The sequence below is a fragment of the Roseivirga sp. YIW32 genome (genome assembly GCF_057219245.1).
Genome location: NZ_JBXVVG010000001.1, coordinates 1,699,109 through 1,719,083, shown reverse-complemented (window position 1 = coordinate 1,719,083; position 19,975 = coordinate 1,699,109). Strand labels below are relative to the sequence as shown.

Below are 19,975 nucleotides of genomic sequence, written 5' to 3'. Positions count from 1 at the left end.
TCATTCGCCGTGCTTGCTTCGTAAAATGACCTCAGTACCAAGTCAGAAAGTTGGTCTGCATCACCGGGCTTAAGCCCATACGCTTCGTACAGTGCTTCATAATTGAGCCACATGCCGAAGTTATTGCGGATGAATTGCCCCAGGTAGAGGTTATTTGTTATAAAATCTTCGAAATTCTCCGCCTCGAGTTTTCCTTGACAAGTCCCTGCACGAGCGCAATGGCTTCTTGTTTATTTTCAGGCCATCCTGTTGAGGTTTCTACCGGAACCAGGAGCTCGTAGGCATCATCCAATAGTTTCCTGAAGGACAAATTCCTCTTATGTTCGTCCAGTGTCAACGCTTCCTCATTCCAGCCAATGATTTTTCTGAGCTCTAGGAAACCTGCCAAACTAGATGGACCCACCACCTCATAATGAATGACCTCATCGTCAAGCGAGCAACGCAAGATGTCTTCTGCTTGTGGCTGAATACGCTCATCGAATTTGATCCAGGTATGGCTTAACTCAATCATCCTTTTTCTTGAGGGTCGGATAGCTCACACCCAACTGCTCGAGGTAGGAATCAAATTTCGTTTCGTCGTAGTAGAACTTTTCTAATTGCGGACGAAACTGGTCTTGAATGCCCTTATTCAAATAAGTCGGTGGCATGTTGTCTGCGCCGATCATGGGTTGGTATTGGGTTTCTTTGCGCTGAACGTTGTTGAAGTAATCCCACGATTGCTCCACCAATTCCGGCTTCAACAAGAAGTCGAGAATGGTCATGGCCTCTACTTTAGCCCCTGCGGTGACCCCTTTGTGCGCGATGGGTGTCGCCATGGCGATGGCATTGCTCCAGTGGTGGCCTTGCAATCCGGGGATGTTCGAAGGGAACCGTAAGGTCACGGTAGGTACGACCCAGCTTACATCGCCAATATCATCTGACCCCCCGCTAACGGGTTGTTTCACCGGTAGGCCAAGATTTGCTAATTCCGTGCTCAGGCCGCGTGGGTTTGAGCCGACCTCTTCTTGCACGGCTTTGGCCAAGGCATGATCTGCTGCCGACCATTCCGGAAGACCGATTTGCTGGATGTTCTCGAACATGGTCTCGGCCATGACCTTGTTGAAGTGTCTAGGCCAGGCGGTGCCTAAGATGCGCGAGCTCATTTTGGTGTCCGTCATCAGTGCAGCCCCTTGTGCAATGTTATTGGCGTCTTCGTACATGTCCATGATGCCTTCATAGGTTACATCGCGGAAATAATACCAGATCGAGGCTTTGGATGGCACCACATTCGGCTGGTCGCCGCCATCAGTGATGATAGAATGCGAGCGTTTTAACGGATGCAGGTGTTCGCGCTTGTAGTTCCAGCCCACGTTCATGAGCTCCACGGCATCTAAGGCCGAGCGTCCGCGCCAGGGGGCACCGGCTCCATGCGCTGCCTCACCATCGAAGGTGTATTCTACGGAGATAAGTCCTGTGCCGCTGGCCTGACCGTAGGAAACGGCCATGTTGCTGCTGACATGGGTGAAAAAGCAGATGTCGATGTCGTCGAAGAGGCCATCGCGGGTGTACCAGGCCTTCGCTGCTACCAATTCTTCGGCAATGCCTGGCCAGAGCACCAAGGTGCCTCCGATGTTTTCACGCTCCATGATCTCTTTCACTGCCAAGGCTGCGGTTATGTTGAGCGGTATGCCCGCATTGTGTCCTTCTCCATGTCCGGGAGCGCCTTCTACCATAGGCTTGTGGTAGGCTACGCCGGGGTATTGACTGGCTTTGGGAATGCAGTCCACATCACTACCTAAGGCGATGGTCGGTCCTTCGCCATTGCTCCATCGGGCAAACCAAGCAGTGGGAATACCGGAAACAGACTGGGTGATCTCAAATCCGTTGGCCTCCAAAATACCAGATAGGTAAGCGGAGGACTCCACTTCTTGAAAGCCCAGCTCCGCGAAGCTGAAGATCTTATCGACCATCACCTGTGTTTGCTTGTGGTTATTTTGAACGATCTCGGCTACTTCTTCTTTGAGCTTCTCGATCTTCTTTTTGGAAATTTTTTGTTGCGCCGTTAAGGAATTTGAGATCACTAGGATCGCGGCAATGAGGGGTAAAATTCTCTTCATGATGTTAAGGTTGAAGAGTCAAAATACACATTCAAAAATTAATCTGCGTAATAAAAACTAGTGATTCGATTTTTCCCGGGAAAAAGAAAGGCAGAAAGAGACTTAATTCACCTTGAGGATAAAGGTTGCCTGCTCTTTGGGCGCCACAATGGCGTTGAGCACCTTGAACTGCATGTCGAATCCTTTGAGCCGTTTTCCCGTCTTGACTTTCAATGTCGTGGTTGCTTGTGGAGCCAATTCTATGATGTCGGCCGTATCGTAAAAGGTGAAGTCACTAAGGTTCTGCAGCATCAACTTGGCGTCGGAGTTGTTCTTCACCTGTACATGTGCTACTTGGGTGTCACCGGGATAGTTGACCGATTCAACAGCTACCGAGGCATCGAGCAATAAGTTCATGTGTTCTACGCGACCGATCAATAAGTCATTGTACCAAACCACCGTTCTGCCTGCTTCCAAGGCGGCCTGCATGGCGGCTTCGGTTCTTTTTTCGGCGAAGATCAAGGTGATGGGGCGGTGACCGCCGTGCTGGGTTTCATAATCCCAATCGATCAGCCCGTGGACATCCGAGGTCCCCATGATGGTGAGGTTATGATCCAATGCGATCTGCAGCGCTTCTTCTGAATAGGTGTCCATATTGACGACCTCAATGCCGTGCAATAATCCTTTTTCGATCAACTCTTCGTGCAGGTCGTATAATTTGGCAATGCCATCCGTTTCTTGTCCGGTCCAGGTCGGGTGATTCCAAAAGACAAAGGCTTTTTGCTCTTGTGCTTCTCCAAAGGCATCCATAGCATCGTCCTTGACCATTTTATTGGCATCCTCTATGAAAATGGCATTCGAGTGTCCGGGCGGCATGCTTCTGGTGATCTCCGAGCCGCGCACGATCATGAGGTCGCTATTCTCAGCCAAGCGTAGGGCCAGCTCATAGGATCGGTTTCTATTCGGATGTGGGATGTCCTCTTCATGGGGTTGGTATTCGAGGTGCTCCGTCAAAGAGATCACGTCCAGACCATCACGGATGGCTTCTTGCACTCGGATGTCGGGCCAGACACTGCCATCGGAAAAGACGGTATGGATGTGGAGGTCTGACTTTAGCGTGAGGAAGCCCGAGACGTCAGGAAACACTATTTTTCTTCCGAAGGAATGGTTGTGCTGCTGGGCCTGAAGTGTCAGAGCAAAAAACAGAAAAGGGAGGATGAATTTCTTCATGGTGCAATGGGTTTGGATGAAGATAAGCAACCTAGATTACCTCATCATTAATTCAGTTGATCAAATTGTGAATTCCTTGCCGTTGACGTAGACCTGATCGATCCAGTGCACGCCAAAATTGTAGCTGATGGAATTGAGCCGCTTGCCTGCTTTCCCAACCAAGAAGTTGGCTCTTTTGCCAACCGTAATGGAACCGACTTCCTCATCTAGCTCCAAGGCAAATGCGGCATTGAGGGTAGAGGCATTGAAGGCCTCATTTGGTAATAACTTCATTTTTGAGCAGGCCAAACTGTTGATCATGCTCATGTTGAAGGAGGGGGCCGAACCGGGGTTGAAATCTGAGGCGATCACTAAGGGTAGCCCTTGGTCGATGATCTTTCTTCCGGGAGCAAAGTCAATGTTCAAGAAATAGGAACAACCTGGCAAGGCGACCGGAATGGTGTTCCCCTTCTTCAATAATCGAATCTCTTCGTCCGGGAGTACCTCCAGATGATCCACCGATAGCGCGCCAAACGCAATGGCTTTTTCAATGCCTCCAATGGCATTGAACTGATTGACGTGCACCTTCGGCCGCAGTCCGTGCTGTTGACCTGCTTCGAGCAAGCGGTGCATGTCTTCAACAGAGAAATAGCCTTCCTCACAAAAGCAATCGATAAAGTCGGCAAGTCCTTGCTTGCTGATCTCCGGGAGTAAGTCATTGATGAGAAGGTCCATATAGGCCCCTTTGTCTGCATTGGGATAGGCATGCGCACCCAAAAAGGTGGCTTTGATGGGAATATCCATGCGTTCTTTTAGCTGCGCGATCACCTGCAGCATTTTCAGCTCAGCCTCAAAGGAAAGTCCATACCCGCTTTTGATCTCAAGAGCCCCTGTGCCCGCCAAGATCGCCTCCTGCACTCGTTGCTGGGCACTTTCTAACAAGTCTTCCAGTGGGGTCTCTTGTAGCCTTCTGGCCGAATTCAGAATGCCGCCTCCGGCTTGGGCAATGTCCTGGTAGTTCATGCCCTTGGTTTTCATGACAAACTCTTCGTCTCGATCGGCTGCAAAGACCATGTGGGTATGACTGTCCACAAAGGCAGGGGTCACCATGCGATTTTTTAGGTCGATGACCTCGTCAGTAGGTGTTGCGGTCAGCTCTTCCATGGGGCCGAAGGACTCGATCAATCCGTTGGAGACTTTTAGGTACGCCTTCGTTACACTGGGTAATTCAGCCATGGCTGCACCTTTCAGCAGAGGAGTACTTTTGTCTCGGGGTTGGTAGAGCTCGGAAATGTTAATGAATACCTTGGCCATGATTCAAGTTAAAGATTTAGATCGTTTAATAGTTGCTGATCAACCAAATTCGGGACAGTGACTTGCAGCTGATTTTGTGATTTCATGGCACGTTGGATGGTGCTCATGGCATTGGGGTTTCGAGCCCAATTTCTTCTGGCAATGCCGTTATTGACATCCCAAAAAAGCATCTGATGCAATTTCTCGTCCGCGACATCGGAACCATCCAACAGCATACCAAAGCCTCCATTGATCACTTCTCCCCATCCGACACCTCCACCATTATGGAGTGATACCCAAGTGGCTCCTCGAAAGGCATCACCGGCAAAGTTCTGCACCGCCATGTCGGCAGTGAATTGAGAGCCATCATAAATATTGGAGGTCTCACGGTAGGGGGAATCTGTTCCGGAAACATCGTGATGGTCTCGGCCCAAGACCACAGGGCCGATCTTACCTTCCCGAATGGCTTGATTGAAGGCGCTGGCAATGCGCATACGTCCTTCGGCATCGGCATAGAGGATGCGTGCTTTTGACCCCACGACCAGTTCGTTTTGTTTGGCTTCTTTTACCCAGTGTAAATTATCCTGGAGTTGAGGCTTGATCTCATCGGGAGCTTCCTTGAGCATTTCTTCGATCACGCTTGCCGCCAATTGATCGGTGAAGTCGAGATCGGTTTGTTGCCCTGAAGAACAAACCCATCGGAAAGGCCCAAAACCGTAATCAAAGCAAAGAGGTCCCATGATGTCTTGCACATAGCTCGGATACCTGAAGTCGATCTTGTTTTCTGCCATCACCTCAGCGCCAGCACGACTGGCTTCTAAGAGAAAGGCATTGCCATAATCGAAGAAATAGGTGCCGGATGCCGTGTGTTGGTTGATGGCATGCGCATGCCGTCGTAGGCTTTCCTGTACCGTGGTTTTGAAGGTGTTCGGATCATTTGCCATCATTTCATTGGCTTCCTCATAGGTCATCCCGACCGGGTAATAACCACCGGCATAGGGATTGTGCAAGGACGTTTGGTCAGAGCCAAAATCGATTTGCACACCAGCCACATGAAACCCTTCCCAGATCTCTACAATATTGCCTAGGTAGGCAAAGGAGGTATTCAAGCCGGCTGCCTTGGCTTCTTTTACGGCAATGATGAGGTCGGCCAGGTCTTCGATCACCACATCGACCCAGCCTTGTGCTTGTCTTTTGTAAGCAGCTTTTGCATTTACCTCAGCCGTAACGGAAACCACACCTGCAATTTTTGCGGCTTTCGGTTGCGCCCCGCTCATGCCGCCTAAACCCGATGTGACGAATAGCAGCCCGTTAAAATTACCGTCGGGGCGTTTCATCCGGGCCGCATTCAACACCGTAATGGTGGTGCCATGCACGATGCCTTGGGGGCCAATGTACATGTAAGAACCCGCAGTCATTTGACCGTATTGCGTGACGCCAAGTGCATTGAATTTCTCCCAGTCATCGGGCTGGGAATAGTTCGGGATCATTAGGCCATTGGTGATGACCACTCGTGGTGCACGTTCATGCGATGGGAAAAGTCCCAAAGGATGACCAGAATACATCACCAGGGTTTGTTGATCGGTCATTTGGGCTAAGTACTGCATGGTCAGGCGGTACTGAGCCCAATGTTGAAAAACGGCCCCGTTGCCTCCATAAGTGATCAATTCGTATGGATGCTGCGCGATGGCATGATCCAGGTTATTCTGAATCATGAGCATGATGGCCTTGGCTTGCATCGATTGACCCGGATAGTCGTCGATCGGTCGTGCTTTGATCTCATACCTCGGCATAAAGCGATACATGTAAATGCGGCCCAATTCGTTCAGCTCGTTCAGAAATTCAGGAGCGAGCGTGGTATGCCATTCCTTGGGGAGATACCTTAAGGCGTTGGCGATGGCCAATTTTTTTTCATCGGCACTGAGGATGTCTTTCCGTTTGGGTGCTCGGTTGACATCACTTGCCAATTCAGGGTACTTGGGTAGCACAGATGGGATGCCCTGTAAGATCTCTTCTTGGAATGTCATGCTTAGTAATCGTTAAATTTTTCACTCAAGTTGGCGTCGAAGTCTTCCTTCATGTTGACCAGTTTGGGGAGCTTCCGGGCTGAAATGATCTGATGTGCTTTTTCGATGTCATCGGCGAAGATGCGGTCGGCATGGGCATGGTCGATCACTTGTCGAATGTGTAAATGACAAGCTTCCAGTGTTTCGGAAGACTTCAAGGGTCTTCTAAAGTCAAAGGCCTGTGCAGCGCACAGTAGCTCGATGGCCAGGATGTGCTCGAGGTTTCCGATCACCTGCAAGGCCTTCCGGCCACTGATCGAACCCATGCTGACGTGGTCTTCTTGTCCCAAAGAGGTCGGGACACTGTCGGCACTTGCCGGAAAGCACAAGCTTTTGTTCTCACTGACCAAGGCAGCAGAGGTGTATTGTGGTAGCATGAACCCAGAGTTTATGCCCGTATTCTTCATCAAGAGGACTGGCAAGCCCTCTACTTTTCCTTCAAGCGATAGGTATATTCTTCGATCGGATATATTCCCTAATTCTGATGCCGCCAAGGTGGCGTAGTCTAAGGGCATGGCCAAGGGTTGTCCATGGAAGTTACCACCACTGATGGTTTCTTCAGCACTCAAGATGATCGGGTTGTCCGTCACGGCATTGATCTCAATTTCGACAAGGTCCTTCAGATGGGCCCAGGCATTTCTCGAGCTGCCATGGACCTGAGGAATGCAGCGTAAGGAATACGGGTCTTGCACACGATCACAATCTAAATGGGCATTGAGGATCTCTGAGCCTTCGAGCAACTTTCGGACCCGCTGGGCCACCCATTGATTGCCTTCAAAGGGACGGATGCGGTGCAGCTCAGGATGAAAAGGTTTGACCGAACCCATTAAGGCTTCGATCATCATGGAGCCGATGATGTCCGCATGATCTAAGCAATTATGCAATTTGTCGACCACCTCAATGGCATGAGCCGCAATGAATTGGGTTCCGTTGATGAGAGCAAGCCCTTCTTTGGCCGCAAGTTCGATCGGGGCGATGTGATGTTGGTTGAAATAGTCCTCTGTTGTCCATTTTTCACCCTTGACCAGTACTTCCCCCATGCCGATCAACGGGAGGAATAAATGGGCTAAGGGAGCCAAGTCACCAGAAGCCCCTACAGAGCCTTTTTCAGGAACAAGTGGAATGATGTCATGATCGATGTGCCAAATGATGCGTTCTAGCGTACTCAGTTGAATTCCCGAAAAGCCACGAGCTAGGGAATGCACCTTTAAGATCAGCATCAGCTTGGCGATCTCTTGATCGATGGGGTTCCCAACACCGACACTATGGCTTTTGAGGATATTGTATTGCAATTCCTTGGTATCAGCAGCAGAGATCTTGGTGTTGCACAAAGGGCCAAAACCGGTATTGATGCCATACACCGTGGTGTCGGCAGCAACGATGGTATCGACGTAGGATTGGCTTTGATTCACCCTGTCAATACTCTCTTGGCTTAAGGCGGCTTTTAGCTCGCCTTTAGCGATCCGTAAAGCCGTTGAGCTGGTCAGACGATCAATTCCGTAATGAAAAACTTCCATGGTTATCGAGTTGGATAATCAAAAATAACCCGACTTATTGATTCGTATAAATGATATATATTTATCTAATAATTACTAAAAGTTATTAAATGGAACTACGAGCATTGCGATCGTTCTTAATGTTGGGCAAGGCCTTGCACTTTGCCAAGGCAGCGGAAAAGTTATTCATTACACAACCCGCACTTACCAAGCAAATACAGCAACTAGAGGCTGATTTAGCGGTTCAATTGTTCAATCGAACAAAGCGCAGTGTATCGTTGACGCCTGCGGGGGAATACCTGATGGAGGAGGCGGAATTCATCCTTAATCACGTAGATAATGTCGTGGAGGCGACAAGAAGAAAAGCAAAAGGAGAGGAGGGAGAGATCAAAATTGGTTTTGTGGGTTCGGCCATGCAGAACATCATCCCCCGTTTATTGAAGAAACTGAGTGCCAAGCATCCGTCCATTTATGCCTCATTGGACGAACTGAATAATAAGGACCAGCTCGATGCACTGGCCAATGATACCATCGACATTGGTTTTGTGCGCCTGGAAAATGTGCACAAAGGGTTTCAGCAACAGACAGTTTTTGAGGATTCTTTTTCGCTGGTGGTCGCCAAAGGGCATCCCTTATGTCAGCCCTTTCATTCCTTGGCTGATTTCAAGGAAGAACGTTTCATCTTGTTCTCCAACGACTACAGTCAGGAGTATTTCGATAACATCATGAGCATTTTCAAGGACCACGGGTTTGAGCCCACCGTAGCCTATCGATCGGTGCAAGCGAATAGTATTTTCCGTTTGGTTGAACAGCGATTGGGAGTAGCCATCGTGCCTTCTGCCTTGGCTAGTGGAGTTGATTTGGCCATTGACTTTATTTCCTTGGCCCATTTAACTCAACGCACTAAGCTCTTGGCCATTTGGTCAGAGAAGAACAGGAATGATTCGCTCAATAAGTTTCTGGAGCTGATGGCTTAGCCGTACTGATTCAGCAGGTCATGCAGATCGCTCAGGGTGTTGGCTTCCGAGGTGGGTTTGTCCTTTCGCCAACGGTTGATGCGCGGAAAGCGAAGGGCAATACCAGATTTATGCCGTGTCGATCGATTGATGCCTTCAAAGGCAATTTCAAAGACCAACTCGGGTATCACGCTGCGCACCGGACCAAAGCGCTCAAGGGTATTTTTTTTCACAAAAGCATCGACCGCATTCATTTCTGCATCGGTAAGTCCGGAGTAAGCCTTCGTGAAAGGGACCAGCTGTTCGCCATCCCAAACGGCGAAGGTGAAATCGGTGTATAAGTTGGCTCTTCGTCCATGTCCTTTTTGGGCATAGATCATGACTGCATCGATCACCAGCGGGTCCACTTTCCATTTCCACCAATCGCCTTTTTTACGACCTACACGATAGGGAGAATCTTTCCTTTTCAACATAAGCCCTTCGCAATGAGTGGCGCGTGAATTTTCTCTGATCGCATCCAGCTCGCTCCAGTCTTGAAAAACGATGGCTTCTGATAAACGAAAGCGTTTATGGGTGCAAGCCCTATGCAAGGCTTCCAGTTGCGTTCTTCTTTCTTTTAAGGGTGCGGAGCGAAGGTCTTTCCCCTTGTACTCGAGGAGGTCATAGGCGATCAAATGAATGGGGACCTCGGCCAATAACTTTTTGCCGATGGTCTTACGGCCAATTCTTCGTTGCAATTCACCAAAGGGAAGTGGGATGTCGTTTTTTATGGGAATGATCTCTCCATCCAATGCGGTTCCATCCGGTAAGAGTGTTTTGAAAAAGTCCAATTCAGGAAAGCGATCGGTCACCAGCTCTTCTCCTCGCGACCAAACAAAAACCTCTCCTCCGCGCACGATCACTTGCCCTCGGATACCATCCCATTTCCTTTCCACGACCCAATCTTCTTCTTTGCCCAATGCAGCCGGTGCTTGGTCAAGCGGGTAGGCGAGGTAAAAAGGATAAGGCTTCGAGAGGTCGGCTGCACGGTTGCTGGCAAAGAGCAGTTCATCAAAAGAGGTATCGCTTGGGCTCCAATTCCCCATCAACCGATGGGCAAGTTCAGCTTCATCCAGTTGCGTGTGCTGCGCCAATGCCCTGGTCATCAGTTTTTGTGACACCCCCATGCGAAAGCCGCCGGTAATGAGTTTATTGAACACCAAGCGCTCTGTGGCACCCATGCCTTGCCAGGCTTGGCAAATGATTGTTTTCTTTTCTTCGTCTGAGCGATCGCGTAAGGCTTGAATGGTGTCGATCCACTCACTCAGCGTTTTTTGAGCCTGATCATTTCCCTCAGGGACGATCAAGGCGATGGATTCGGCCAGATCGCCGACGGTGTGATAGGCTTCTTCAAATAACCAATCCGGAATATTGCCTAATTCTGCGGCCCATTGCCGAAGCAGAGTCGTTTTCACGGTTCTTCGCGGTCGTTTATGACTCAGCAGTGCGATGGTCCAAAGTTTGTCTTTGGCATCGGCTGTGTCGAAATACTCCTTGAGTGCAGCGACTTTTTTGAGCGTCGAGTTCGTCTGGTCCAAGGAGGTGAAAAGTTGTGCGAACGCTTTCATCCTTCTGCCTCCAGTTTATCTTCTTCACTCGCGTCGATGCTTTCTCCCGTAAAGAGTGTTTTTTCTTCAACAGCGGCAATACCGATGGCATTGAGGTAACGAGAGAATACATTGGTGTAACCGTGTGTGGTGATCACCCGTTCGGCTCCCGTGGCTTTTATTGCGCTCAACAGACCGTCCCAGTCGGCATGATCGGAAAGGACAAAACCTCGGTCAGCGGCTCGACGCCTTCGTGCACCGCGTAGCTGCATCCATCCGGAGGCAATGCCCAAGGAAAGAGGTTTGAATTTCCGCATCCAGGGGGTGTTAATGGCTGAGGGAGGTGCAATGACCAAGCCTCCCTTAAGGTCATTTTTCTTGAGTTCTTTGGTGACTCGCGTGGTGCTAGGAAGGTTGAGGCCTGCCTCCCGCAATACCTCGTTGGTGTTTTCAATGGCGCCATGGGTAAAGACCTTGCCAATCGAATGATCGATGTTTTTGATGATCCGTTGCGCTTTTCCTAAGCTATAGGCAGTGATAAAAGTGGTCAGACCTTCTTGTGCGTTTCGGCTCCACCAATCATTCACCTGCCCGAAGACCTCATGTTGAGCTTTCCAGCGATACACCGGTAAGCCAAAGGTGCACTCTGTGATGAATTGATGACATCGTACAGCTTCAAAAGGAGTTGATAAACCATCGTCTTCCGTTTTGTAATCTCCTGATACAACCCATACCTCACCTTTGTAGGCAACGCGGACCTGTGCAGAACCAGGGATGTGTCCTGCCGGATGCAAACTGAATTGGACACCGTTGATGGTGAGCGCTTCTCCATAGTTGAGCCCCTGAACAGCAATGTCGGAGCCCAGGCGCAGCCGCATGACTGGGATGCTCAAGGGATGAGCGAGGTAGTGTTGCATGCCCCATCGTGAATGATCGGCATGGGCATGGGTAATGATGGCTTTTTTCACCGGACGCCAAGGATCGATGTAGACATCCGCTTTTGGGCAGTAGATCCCGTTGCTATTAAAAATAAGTAGCGCCATATATTCTCTAACCGAGAAATCATCAAAAGGATTTAATCTGATGCGGATTGCTTAATTTCGTACGTTTTATGGGTACTGCTGTTTTAACTTTTTGGCATCTGAAAGAGCAACGTGCGGTAGCTACGGCCTTTTTGGCCCTTGCTGTCAGTTTTGGTGCGTGGATCACCCGCCTGCCTGAGCTTCAGCAGCGATTAGCATTGAGCGACGGACAGCTAGGGACAGCACTTTTTTGTCTACCCATAGGAGCGGTGACGCTTTTGCCGTTTTACGCGCGGTTGATTCAAGGCCTGACCGAAAGAAGGGTGACGCAGTTGGGCCTTCTGCTGCTTTTTAGTGGCTTGTTGCTCACCACGCTTGCACCGACCTTTCCTTTTTTCATGGCAGCCTTGTACATCACTGGCCTGGGCATTGGCCTAACGGATGTCTCGATGAATGCCGTGGCCGCAGCCATAGAGCGACAAAGAGCTGTGCAGATCATGTCTGCTTGCCATGGTTTTTTCAGCATCGGTGGTGTGATCGGGGCATTATTGAGCATGCTGTCGATCAGGTTTTCGCTGGCCCTTTTTACTGAGTTGGCGATAGTCATGACCCTATTTGGTTTGCTGCTCTTTTTGCAGCGTGCGCACCTTTTGAATTCCTTGGAAGAAAAGGAATCCAAGGCTTTCAGCTGGCCTCCAAAGGCAATCATTGGCTTGGCCATAATTGGCATTTGTACGCTGATGGCCGAAGGAGGGATTACAGATTGGAGCACGATCTACATCGAAAGGGCATTCGAGATCAAAGGGTATTTAGCCGGTATGGGTTTCGCAGGCTTTTCTTTCATGATGGCCATGGGGCGCTTTTTTGGCGATGCGTTCATCTTGAAGCATTCGGGGATGAAGTTGATCCGCTTTGGGATCAGCCTAGGCGTGATCGGGTTGCTGTTGATCCAATTGCCTCATGTTGTATTTGCCATTCTAGGCTTTAGTGTGGCCGGTTTGGGGCTTTCCCTGGTCGTGCCCATTATTTTTGGGAAAGCAGCCAAAACCAAGGGCATCAGCTCGGCCAAAGGCTTGGCTTCCGTGGCTTCAGCCGGCTATATCGGTTGGCTCGTTGGCCCTGTCAGTATCGGCTACATCAGCGAATGGCAAGGCCTCAGTGTCAGTTTTGGCTTCATCACCGCGCTCTGCTTGATCGCCATTTTCACCTCTTTTCGAATTGATTGATCAGTTCGGAATGTAGGCAATGCATTCCACTTCCACCTGAGCGCCAAGCGCAAGCCCTTCGGCACCAAAAGCCGACCTGGCCGGTAAGTTTTCTCCGAAATACTCCACGTATACTGTATTGAAGTCTCCCCATTTGGCAATGTCATCGATAAAAATGGTGAATTTGATGGCATTATCAAGCGAAGAACCATTGGCTTCCAACACTTGCTTGATGTTCTCCATGGTCTGACGGGCTTCCGCTTCAAGCCCACCAGGTACCAATTCAAGCTTTCCCGGGACAGTACCGATCTGACCTGAGAGGTACAGCATATTGCCTACTTTTACCGCATCGGAAAAGGGCAAGCCGAGGTCACGGGTAGCTTCACTCTGCAAATACTCCGGTGCTTGTTCACTGCTACTTTGACAAGACCAAAAGGTGATGCTGAAGCCAAAAAGGAAGAATACCGTCAAAAGTTTTTTCATGGCATGATCTGTTGATATATTGAAAGATATAAAAAACGTCGATTTCCTATGGCAAAATACATCTTGACCATTGATGCTGGAACCACCAGTGAGCGCGCGATCCTCTTCAATAAGAAAGGAGAGATCGTCAATGTATCACAACGAGAGTTCGAACAATTTTATCCCAAACCCGGCTGGGTAGAACACAGTCCGTTGGAGATCTGGGAAACGCAAAAGTTCACCATCAATGATGTGATGGATAGGCAAGGGATTTCGGCCAGTGACATTGCAGCAATAGGCATAACCAATCAACGAGAGACCACCTTGGTCTGGGATAAGAAAACAGGAAGAGCCATACATAAGGCCATCGTTTGGCAGGATCGTCGGACGGCGGATTTCTGTGAAGGCTTAAAGGCTAAAGGCCATGCCGACCTCATTCAAGAACGAACAGGCTTGTTGATCGATGCTTACTTTTCTGCCTCCAAGATCCGTTGGATCCTCGATGCTGTGGAGGGCGCACAAGAACGAGCAGAACGGGGTGAGCTGGCCTTCGGTACGGTCGATAGTTGGTTGCTTTGGCAAATGACGCATGGCAAAGTCCATGCGACCGATGTTACGAATGCCAGCCGAACCATGCTGTACAACATCCATGACCTCGCGTGGGACGATGACCTGTTGGCCTTATTCAATATTCCAAAGGCCATGCTTCCTGAAGTGAAACAAAGCAGCGACAATTTTGGAGAAACAGCGCCCGATTTATTCGGTGGTCCGATACCCATTGGTGGTATTGCCGGTGACCAGCAATCGGCACTTTTCGGTCAGATGTGCACCGAACCGGGTATGGTCAAGAACACCTATGGCACAGGCTGTTTTATTGTGATGAATACGGGAGAGAAAGCCATCAAGTCGCAATACAAACTGCTCTCGACCATTGCTTGGCAATTGGAAGGCAAGGTCAATTATGCCTTAGAGGGAAGCATATTCATTGGCGGAGCCATTGTCCAATGGTTAAGAGACAATGTGCACTTTATCGATGCTTCTCCTGAAGTAGAAGCGCTCGCCAAAACAGTTGAGGATAATGGGGGTGTTTACTTTGTACCCGGCTTTGTTGGTTTGGGGGCTCCGCATTGGGACCAATACAGTACCGGATTGATGATCGGATTGACACGTGGCACGCAAAAGGGACACATTGCCAGAGCCGCTTTGGAAGCCTTGGCCTTGCAAAGCATGGAGGTCATTACGACCATGGCGAAAGATTCGGGCATCGACTTAAAAGAATTGCGAGTGGATGGAGGGGCATCGGCGAATGACCTGCTCATGCAGATCCAGGCGGATGTTACCGACTTGGCCATTGTGCGCCCCAGCATCTTAGAAACTACGGCGCAAGGCGCCGCCTTTTTGGCCGGCTTGGCGGTTGGTTATTGGCAGAATACCGATGAGATCCAAGCACTTTGGCAAGCCGAGAAAACCTTTAAACCTTCGGGAAAAGACATGGAGGGTGTTAAACGAAATTGGGCGAGAGCCGTTGAACGAGCAAAGGCTTGGGTTGAAACTGAATAATCCATACGATGAAAAGAGAGAAGATGTTGAAGCGCTTGAAAAAGCACAAAGAACCTTGGGATATTGTGGTAATTGGTGGTGGAGCAACCGGTCTCGGGATCGCTGTTGATGCAGCATCGCGCGGATACAGCACACTGCTTCTCGAGCAGCACGATTTTGCCAAAGGAACCTCGAGTCGGAGCACCAAACTGGTGCATGGAGGAGTGCGTTACCTGCAACAAGGCGATATCTCCTTGGTATTGGAAGCCTTGAAAGAAAGAGGGCTCATGATCAAGAATGCGCCACACTTGGTGAAGAATCAGGCCTTTGTCATACCCAATTACGAATGGTGGGATGGTCCATTTTATCAAGTCGGTCTCAAGGTCTATGACCTGATGTCTGGCAAATTGGGTATCGGTTCGTCAAAAAAGCTTTCGAAAGAAGAAACGGTAGAATACATCCCGACAATAGGTCAAAAGGGGCTGAAAGGAGGGGTTGTTTATTACGATGGTCAGTTTGACGATGCACGGATGGCCTTAAGTTTGGCCAAGACGGCCAAACAATTCAATGGCGTGGTGCTGAATTACTGCCGCGTCGATGGGTTGATCAAGAACGACGAAAGCATCATTTCAGGTGTACGTTTTACTGACCTCGAATCGAACGAATCCCACGAAGTCGAGGCAAAAACAGTGATCAATGCCACAGGGGTTTTCGCTGATGCTGTGAAACAAATGGATGAGCCCGGGGTCAAACCCATGATCCAACCCAGTCAAGGAATCCACCTGGTGGTTAGTAAAGAGTTTTTACCCGATAAGTATGCCATTATGGTGCCGCAAACCAAGGACGGTCGGGTGATGTTTGCCGTGCCATGGCACAACAAAGTGGTGTTAGGCACCACAGACACCTTGAAGGAAATACCTGAACTGGAACCACTTCCACAAGACAAGGAGATCGATTTTATCTTAGAAACCGCAGGACAATACCTGAGAAAGCAACCCACGCGAAAAGATGTGCTGGCGGTATTTTCAGGGCTAAGGCCTTTGGCTAAACCCGAGGGAGACGAGAAATCTACGAAAGAGATCAGCCGTCACCACAAAGTCATGATCTCTCAAAGTGGCCTGATCACCATCATTGGTGGTAAATGGACGACCTACCGAAAAATGGCGGAAGACACCGTTGACAATGCGATTCTGATCGGAGCCTTGCCTGAACGAAAGTGCATGACTCGGAATTTGCCTATCTATGGTTTTGATAAGAACCTCGACATCACTTCAGATCCATTGGCAGTTTACGGTACAGAGAAGTATCAATTATTGGAAATGGAAGAAGAGCAGCCCGAGTTGGCGGCACTATTGAGTGAGTCTTTACCCTTAAGAAAATCGCAGGTCGTATGGGCCGTCCGTCATGAGATGGCCAGAACAGTGGAAGACATGCTCGCCAGACGAGTGAGGGCATTGTTCTTAGATGCGCGAGAAGCCTTTCGCATTGCGCCTGAGGTAGCTGAGTTGATGGCGAAGGAAATGGGGCAAGGAAAGGATTGGATCTCAGGTCAGCTAAAGGACTTTAATGAACTGAAAAAAGTCTATTTGATCCAGGGCGAGGATTAGTTTTTTAAGGATTGAATCTCTTGCTCAATCGCCGCTCGCTCTGCATCCCTGCCGAGTTTATCATAGAACAATTGAAGAGCCTTGAGAATATTGAGGTTCTTGGGTTGGCTGCTTTTGGCTGCTTCCAGGTAGCTAACGGCTTTTTCCAAGGCCTCCTTCGATTTTGCTTGGTAGGAGTCACTGTACAGGGCAAATCCTGAAGAATTCATGCCATTGAGCGCCTTGACGTAGGTGTTGGCTTTCTCGCTATACAACACCGCTAAATTGAAGTTGGCCAATGGGTTTCTCGGCGACAGAGATAAGATACTTTCGTAAGAGGTGATGAGTTCCTCCAAGGCTTGTGCCAAGCCGGTGGAATCCAACTGACTCTTATTCTTCTTGTACGACTCATCCAACAAAAGGGCCTTGTTCACCAAGAGCGATAAATTGTTCGGTTGCTCTTTTGCCAATTGAGTTAAAAGGGAAAGGGCTTCATCCTTCCGGTTCATTTCAAGTAACAGGTCAACCTCGTACTTCTGGAAAGTATAGTTCTCAGGAAAAGCAGCTTGTGCTTCTTTTAGGGTGGCCAAGGCCTTGTCTTGGTTTTTTAGCCGGTCTTTCTGAAGGCTGAACATGTGTTGATAATACTGGGCTTTGGGCTTTATGGTATTGAGTTGTTGATAGAAGCCATAGGCCGCGTCAAAATATTGGCCCTGATTGGCCGCATTCACTCCATAGATCAAGGCCACGGTATCGCTGGGCTCAGCTATGTGGGCGAAGGTAAACTGCACAACCGCTGCTTCGTAAGAGCGATTGTTGTACTGTCTGATGCCGTTGTCAAGAAATTTAGGCTGAAGTGCGATCAATGTAGATTTTGCGACCGCGTAGGGCCTGCTCTCACTGTCTTGGTAAAGGAGGCTTTGGTTAAAGCCGCGAATAACCTCTTTTAATGCTTCGCTGCGTTGATTCAAGTCGTTTCCCTTTTCAAAGAGTGCATAGTTTACTTGTGCATAAGTGAACCAGGCGCCGCCATCCTTTGGGTCATCTGCGAGGATGGAGTTCAAGAGTGTTAAGGCTTCTTCAAATTCATTGGCGGCTTGTAATTTCCTTGCTTTGACCGATTCGTCTGACTGGCTCATTGACGGAACCTGAATAAGGCAAAGCATCACAGCAATCAAACTCAAGAAAAAGAAAACCCTCTTTGACATTCGCTCAAGTTGAACGATTAACACAAGCGAGAAAAGTCCTTGATCAAAAGGGAGTTGAAAAAAAAGCAGAAAATTTTTTTATGCGCTGTGGAACAGAATAAAATGAGGCGAAATCGACACGAAATTGGAATGAACCACGATTCTGGAAGAAATAGAAGGTATTATCTACTGTTTATGCGATCGATTGCATTTGGACGTGCCGAAAAAAAGTAAAGCATTCGGAAACTATTTGTGCTCAGAATGCGTCTATTGTGCAATTGGAAACTTAGAGTAACGTAAAAGTTTCCTTGGTATAAACTCATTCATGGAGATAAAAGCAAAAATAATAGAGGAGGCAAGTGATCTGGTGATGCAGTTTGGTATCCGGGCAGTGACTATGGACGACATAGCGAAAAACCTGGGCATCTCAAAAAAGACCATCTATCAATACTTCAAAGACAAAAAGGAGCTGGTCAATACGGTTACGCAGCAACACTTGCAAGTAGAGGAAGAACGATTCTTGTCATCAGTGAAGGACAGCAAGGACAGCATTCATGAATTGATCCTGGTTTCGCAGTGCTTAAGAGAAACCATGAAGGACATGAAAATGAATGTCCTGAATGAATTGCAAAAGTTTTACCCGGAAGCTTGGAAGCAATACGAGCATTTCAAGAACAAGGTGATGAAGCAAACCATCATGCATACGATCATTCGAGGACAAAAAGAGGGCTATTTCAGGGTTTCTATTGATCCGGAATTGGTTGCTACCATGCGCATGGAGCAAGTACAAACCTTTATGCTGAAGAATTTAGTTCCGCGCGAAAAATACTCGATCGCTGAGGTGCAGATGCATCTTTTCGATCATTTCATACACGGCCTATTTACCATTAAGGGTCATCAACTTTTTAACCAGTACAACAACATAAAAGAAAACCAAAATGAGACGCTCGTTTAAGAGAACAACGGTGATTTTGCTTTTGGCAGTGTTTTCTGCACCGCTCATTGCACAATCTAGCTTTTCGTTAGAACAGGCCATTCAATATGCCCTGTTGAATAACGAAAACTTAAAAAATGCCAAGGTCAACATCAGTGATGCAGAAGCACAGGTTTATGAAACCAGAGCGGATGGCTTACCACAGGTCAATGCTGCTTTTGGCTACACCAATAACTTGGATATCCCGGTGAGTATCATTCCGGCAAATTCCTTCGACCCGACTGCGCCGGAAGGAGAGATCACGGCAGTGCGCTTTGGCGTGCAGCATCAAACGCAATTTGGGGTCACGGCATCTCAAATGCTTTGGGATGGCGCTTTTTTCATTGGTCTACAGGCTGCGAAGATGCTCAGGGAAAAAGTAGTGGTCGATGAAGCCAAGGCGATAGAAGATGTGAAAGAGCAGGTGATGAAGGCCTACTACTTGGTGTTGGTCAATCAAGTAAGAACGGATCTGGTCGAATCGAATATCGCTACACTCGATAGCACGCTGAGCGATACAAAAGCACTCTTCGAAAATGGCTTTGCCGAAAGCATAGATGTGAGTCGACTGCAGGTACAGATGAATAATTTGGTAGCAGAGCAAAGTGCGGTACGTCAAGCCATAACCTCCGCCAAGAACTTATTGAAGTTATCGATGGGTTATGACGTGAATGTTCCGATTGAATTGACCGATCGTTTGAGGGCATTTGATTTTGCCTACGACCCTCAGCAAATTGAAAACTTCAATGTGATCGAGCGTACGGAATACCAACAGCTCGATTACCTGAAACAGTTGGCTGTTCTGGATATCAAAAACGTCAAATCGCAATACATTCCTACGGTGAGTTTACTCGCCGGATGGGGCAGAAACACAGGACGTGATAATTTTAATCAGTTGTGGAATGATGAACGCATTTGGTTTACCAATTCAAATGTCGGTCTGAGCGTCAACATTCCGATTTTCGACGGATTGAGAAAAAAGTACTCGATCCAACGAAGACAATTCCAGCTTGAGACGCTAGAAAACCAATCTTCTTTGCTTAAAAATGACTTAAAGCAGCGCCTCATCAATTCCAAAGTGGCACTGGATGTCAGCCTGGAGCGATTGAAGGTACAAGAACAAACGGTGCAATTGGCCGAAGAAGTATTGAATACAACTACTGCCAAATACAGAGAGGGAATAGGCTCTAACCTAGAGTTGATCGTGGCCGATCAAGATTTTAAGCAGGCAGAGGTGAATTTTCTCATCGCCCTCTATGACGCCATAGTTGCTAAGATCGATCTAGACAAAGCACTTGGTAATCTCAACTAAATCAGAAC

General features: G+C 48.6%; 16 protein-coding genes. 6 read left to right on the top strand and 10 right to left on the bottom strand.

Annotated features, from left to right (window positions below; translation table 11 throughout):
• Positions 1-157: 157 nt before the first annotated feature.
• From AC2D6U_RS08250 to hutH, 6 genes are all read right to left on the bottom strand, one after another.
• Positions 158-511, bottom strand: coding sequence for a hypothetical protein (locus tag AC2D6U_RS08250; RefSeq protein WP_484720480.1), 354 nt, complete (start codon positions 509-511; stop codon positions 158-160).
• A complete protein-coding gene (locus tag AC2D6U_RS08245) occupies positions 504-2,096 on the bottom strand; it encodes an amidohydrolase (protein ID WP_484720479.1) in 1,593 nt (530 codons plus the stop codon). The genes AC2D6U_RS08250 and AC2D6U_RS08245 overlap by 8 nt, the downstream gene beginning before the upstream one ends.
• Before the next feature lie 102 nt (positions 2,097-2,198).
• Complete coding sequence (locus AC2D6U_RS08240; protein ID WP_484720478.1) at positions 2,199-3,305, bottom strand: Sb-PDE family phosphodiesterase; 1,107 nt, start codon at positions 3,303-3,305, stop codon at positions 2,199-2,201.
• 60 nt (positions 3,306-3,365) lie between these two features.
• On the bottom strand, positions 3,366-4,598 hold the full coding sequence (hutI, locus tag AC2D6U_RS08235) for an imidazolonepropionase (RefSeq protein ID WP_484720477.1): 1,233 nt from the start codon (positions 4,596-4,598) through the stop codon (positions 3,366-3,368).
• 8 nt (positions 4,599-4,606) lie between these two features.
• Entirely contained in the window at positions 4,607-6,604 is a 1,998-nt protein-coding gene (locus tag AC2D6U_RS08230) for a urocanate hydratase (protein WP_484720476.1), read from the bottom strand.
• A 2-nt stretch (positions 6,605-6,606) separates the two neighbouring features.
• The gene (gene hutH / locus AC2D6U_RS08225; RefSeq protein ID WP_484720475.1) at positions 6,607-8,160 is read right to left on the bottom strand and encodes a histidine ammonia-lyase; all 1,554 of its coding nucleotides are present in this window, start codon (positions 8,158-8,160) and stop codon (positions 6,607-6,609) included.
• Between the two features lie 89 nt (positions 8,161-8,249).
• Between hutH and AC2D6U_RS08220 the strand changes: the two genes are divergently transcribed.
• Positions 8,250-9,116, top strand: coding sequence for a LysR family transcriptional regulator (locus tag AC2D6U_RS08220; protein ID WP_484720474.1), 867 nt, complete (start codon positions 8,250-8,252; stop codon positions 9,114-9,116).
• Here AC2D6U_RS08220 and AC2D6U_RS08215 read toward each other — a convergent pair.
• Together AC2D6U_RS08215 and AC2D6U_RS08210 are read right to left on the bottom strand one after the other, a co-directional pair.
• Entirely contained in the window at positions 9,113-10,702 is a 1,590-nt protein-coding gene (locus AC2D6U_RS08215) for an ATP-dependent DNA ligase (RefSeq protein ID WP_484720473.1), read from the bottom strand. The two genes, AC2D6U_RS08220 and AC2D6U_RS08215, sit on opposite strands and share 4 nt — an antisense overlap.
• Entirely contained in the window at positions 10,699-11,724 is a 1,026-nt protein-coding gene (locus AC2D6U_RS08210; RefSeq protein ID WP_484720472.1) for a ligase-associated DNA damage response exonuclease, read from the bottom strand. Before AC2D6U_RS08210 ends, AC2D6U_RS08215 begins: the two co-directional genes overlap by 4 nt.
• Positions 11,725-11,771: 47 nt before the next feature.
• On the opposite strand from AC2D6U_RS08210, the gene AC2D6U_RS08205 reads away from it, so the two are divergent.
• Complete coding sequence (locus AC2D6U_RS08205) at positions 11,772-12,929, top strand: MFS transporter (protein WP_484720471.1); 1,158 nt, start codon at positions 11,772-11,774, stop codon at positions 12,927-12,929.
• On the opposite strand, the gene AC2D6U_RS08200 is transcribed toward AC2D6U_RS08205, so the two are convergent.
• Positions 12,930-13,391, bottom strand: coding sequence for a RidA family protein (locus AC2D6U_RS08200; RefSeq protein WP_484720470.1), 462 nt, complete (start codon positions 13,389-13,391; stop codon positions 12,930-12,932).
• A 48-nt stretch (positions 13,392-13,439) separates the two neighbouring features.
• Between AC2D6U_RS08200 and glpK the strand changes: the two genes are divergently transcribed.
• Together glpK and AC2D6U_RS08190 are read left to right on the top strand one after the other, a co-directional pair.
• Positions 13,440-14,930: a glycerol kinase GlpK gene (glpK, locus tag AC2D6U_RS08195; protein ID WP_484720469.1), complete on the top strand. Its 1,491-nt coding sequence runs from the start codon at positions 13,440-13,442 to the stop codon at positions 14,928-14,930.
• An 8-nt stretch (positions 14,931-14,938) separates the two neighbouring features.
• Positions 14,939-16,516, top strand: a complete 1,578-nt coding sequence (locus AC2D6U_RS08190; protein ID WP_484720468.1) for a glycerol-3-phosphate dehydrogenase/oxidase — start codon at positions 14,939-14,941, stop codon at positions 16,514-16,516.
• Here AC2D6U_RS08190 and AC2D6U_RS08185 read toward each other — a convergent pair.
• A complete protein-coding gene (locus AC2D6U_RS08185) occupies positions 16,513-17,703 on the bottom strand; it encodes a tetratricopeptide repeat protein (protein WP_484720467.1) in 1,191 nt (396 codons plus the stop codon). The two genes, AC2D6U_RS08190 and AC2D6U_RS08185, sit on opposite strands and share 4 nt — an antisense overlap.
• Positions 17,704-18,007: 304 nt before the next feature.
• Here AC2D6U_RS08185 and AC2D6U_RS08180 point away from each other — a divergent pair, with 304 nt between their 5' ends.
• Together AC2D6U_RS08180 and AC2D6U_RS08175 are read left to right on the top strand one after the other, a co-directional pair.
• On the top strand, positions 18,008-18,637 hold the full coding sequence (locus AC2D6U_RS08180) for a TetR/AcrR family transcriptional regulator (RefSeq protein ID WP_484720466.1): 630 nt from the start codon (positions 18,008-18,010) through the stop codon (positions 18,635-18,637).
• The gene (locus AC2D6U_RS08175; RefSeq protein WP_484720465.1) at positions 18,621-19,967 is read left to right on the top strand and encodes a TolC family protein; all 1,347 of its coding nucleotides are present in this window, start codon (positions 18,621-18,623) and stop codon (positions 19,965-19,967) included. Before AC2D6U_RS08180 ends, AC2D6U_RS08175 begins: the two co-directional genes overlap by 17 nt.
• Positions 19,968-19,975 lie beyond the last annotated feature (8 nt).

Excerpts from the sequence above, each read along its gene's own strand:
- AC2D6U_RS08250 (WP_484720480.1), bottom strand. The coding sequence starts at position 511 with ATGATTGAGTTAAGCCATACCTGGATCAAATTCGATGAGCGTATTCAG.
- AC2D6U_RS08245 (WP_484720479.1), bottom strand. The coding sequence starts at position 2,096 with ATGAAGAGAATTTTACCCCTCATTGCCGCGATCCTAGTGATCTCAAAT.
- AC2D6U_RS08240 (WP_484720478.1), bottom strand. The coding sequence starts at position 3,305 with ATGAAGAAATTCATCCTCCCTTTTCTGTTTTTTGCTCTGACACTTCAG.
- hutI (WP_484720477.1), bottom strand. The coding sequence starts at position 4,598 with ATGGCCAAGGTATTCATTAACATTTCCGAGCTCTACCAACCCCGAGAC.
- AC2D6U_RS08230 (WP_484720476.1), bottom strand. The coding sequence starts at position 6,604 with ATGACATTCCAAGAAGAGATCTTACAGGGCATCCCATCTGTGCTACCC.
- hutH (WP_484720475.1), bottom strand. The coding sequence starts at position 8,160 with ATGGAAGTTTTTCATTACGGAATTGATCGTCTGACCAGCTCAACGGCT.
- AC2D6U_RS08220 (WP_484720474.1), top strand. The coding sequence starts at position 8,250 with ATGGAACTACGAGCATTGCGATCGTTCTTAATGTTGGGCAAGGCCTTG.
- AC2D6U_RS08215 (WP_484720473.1), bottom strand. The coding sequence starts at position 10,702 with ATGAAAGCGTTCGCACAACTTTTCACCTCCTTGGACCAGACGAACTCG.
- AC2D6U_RS08210 (WP_484720472.1), bottom strand. The coding sequence starts at position 11,724 with ATGGCGCTACTTATTTTTAATAGCAACGGGATCTACTGCCCAAAAGCG.
- AC2D6U_RS08200 (WP_484720470.1), bottom strand. The coding sequence starts at position 13,391 with ATGAAAAAACTTTTGACGGTATTCTTCCTTTTTGGCTTCAGCATCACC.
- glpK (WP_484720469.1), top strand. The coding sequence starts at position 13,440 with ATGGCAAAATACATCTTGACCATTGATGCTGGAACCACCAGTGAGCGC.
- AC2D6U_RS08190 (WP_484720468.1), top strand. The coding sequence starts at position 14,939 with ATGAAAAGAGAGAAGATGTTGAAGCGCTTGAAAAAGCACAAAGAACCT.
- AC2D6U_RS08185 (WP_484720467.1), bottom strand. The coding sequence starts at position 17,703 with ATGTCAAAGAGGGTTTTCTTTTTCTTGAGTTTGATTGCTGTGATGCTT.
- AC2D6U_RS08180 (WP_484720466.1), top strand. The coding sequence starts at position 18,008 with ATGGAGATAAAAGCAAAAATAATAGAGGAGGCAAGTGATCTGGTGATG.
- AC2D6U_RS08175 (WP_484720465.1), top strand. The coding sequence starts at position 18,621 with ATGAGACGCTCGTTTAAGAGAACAACGGTGATTTTGCTTTTGGCAGTG.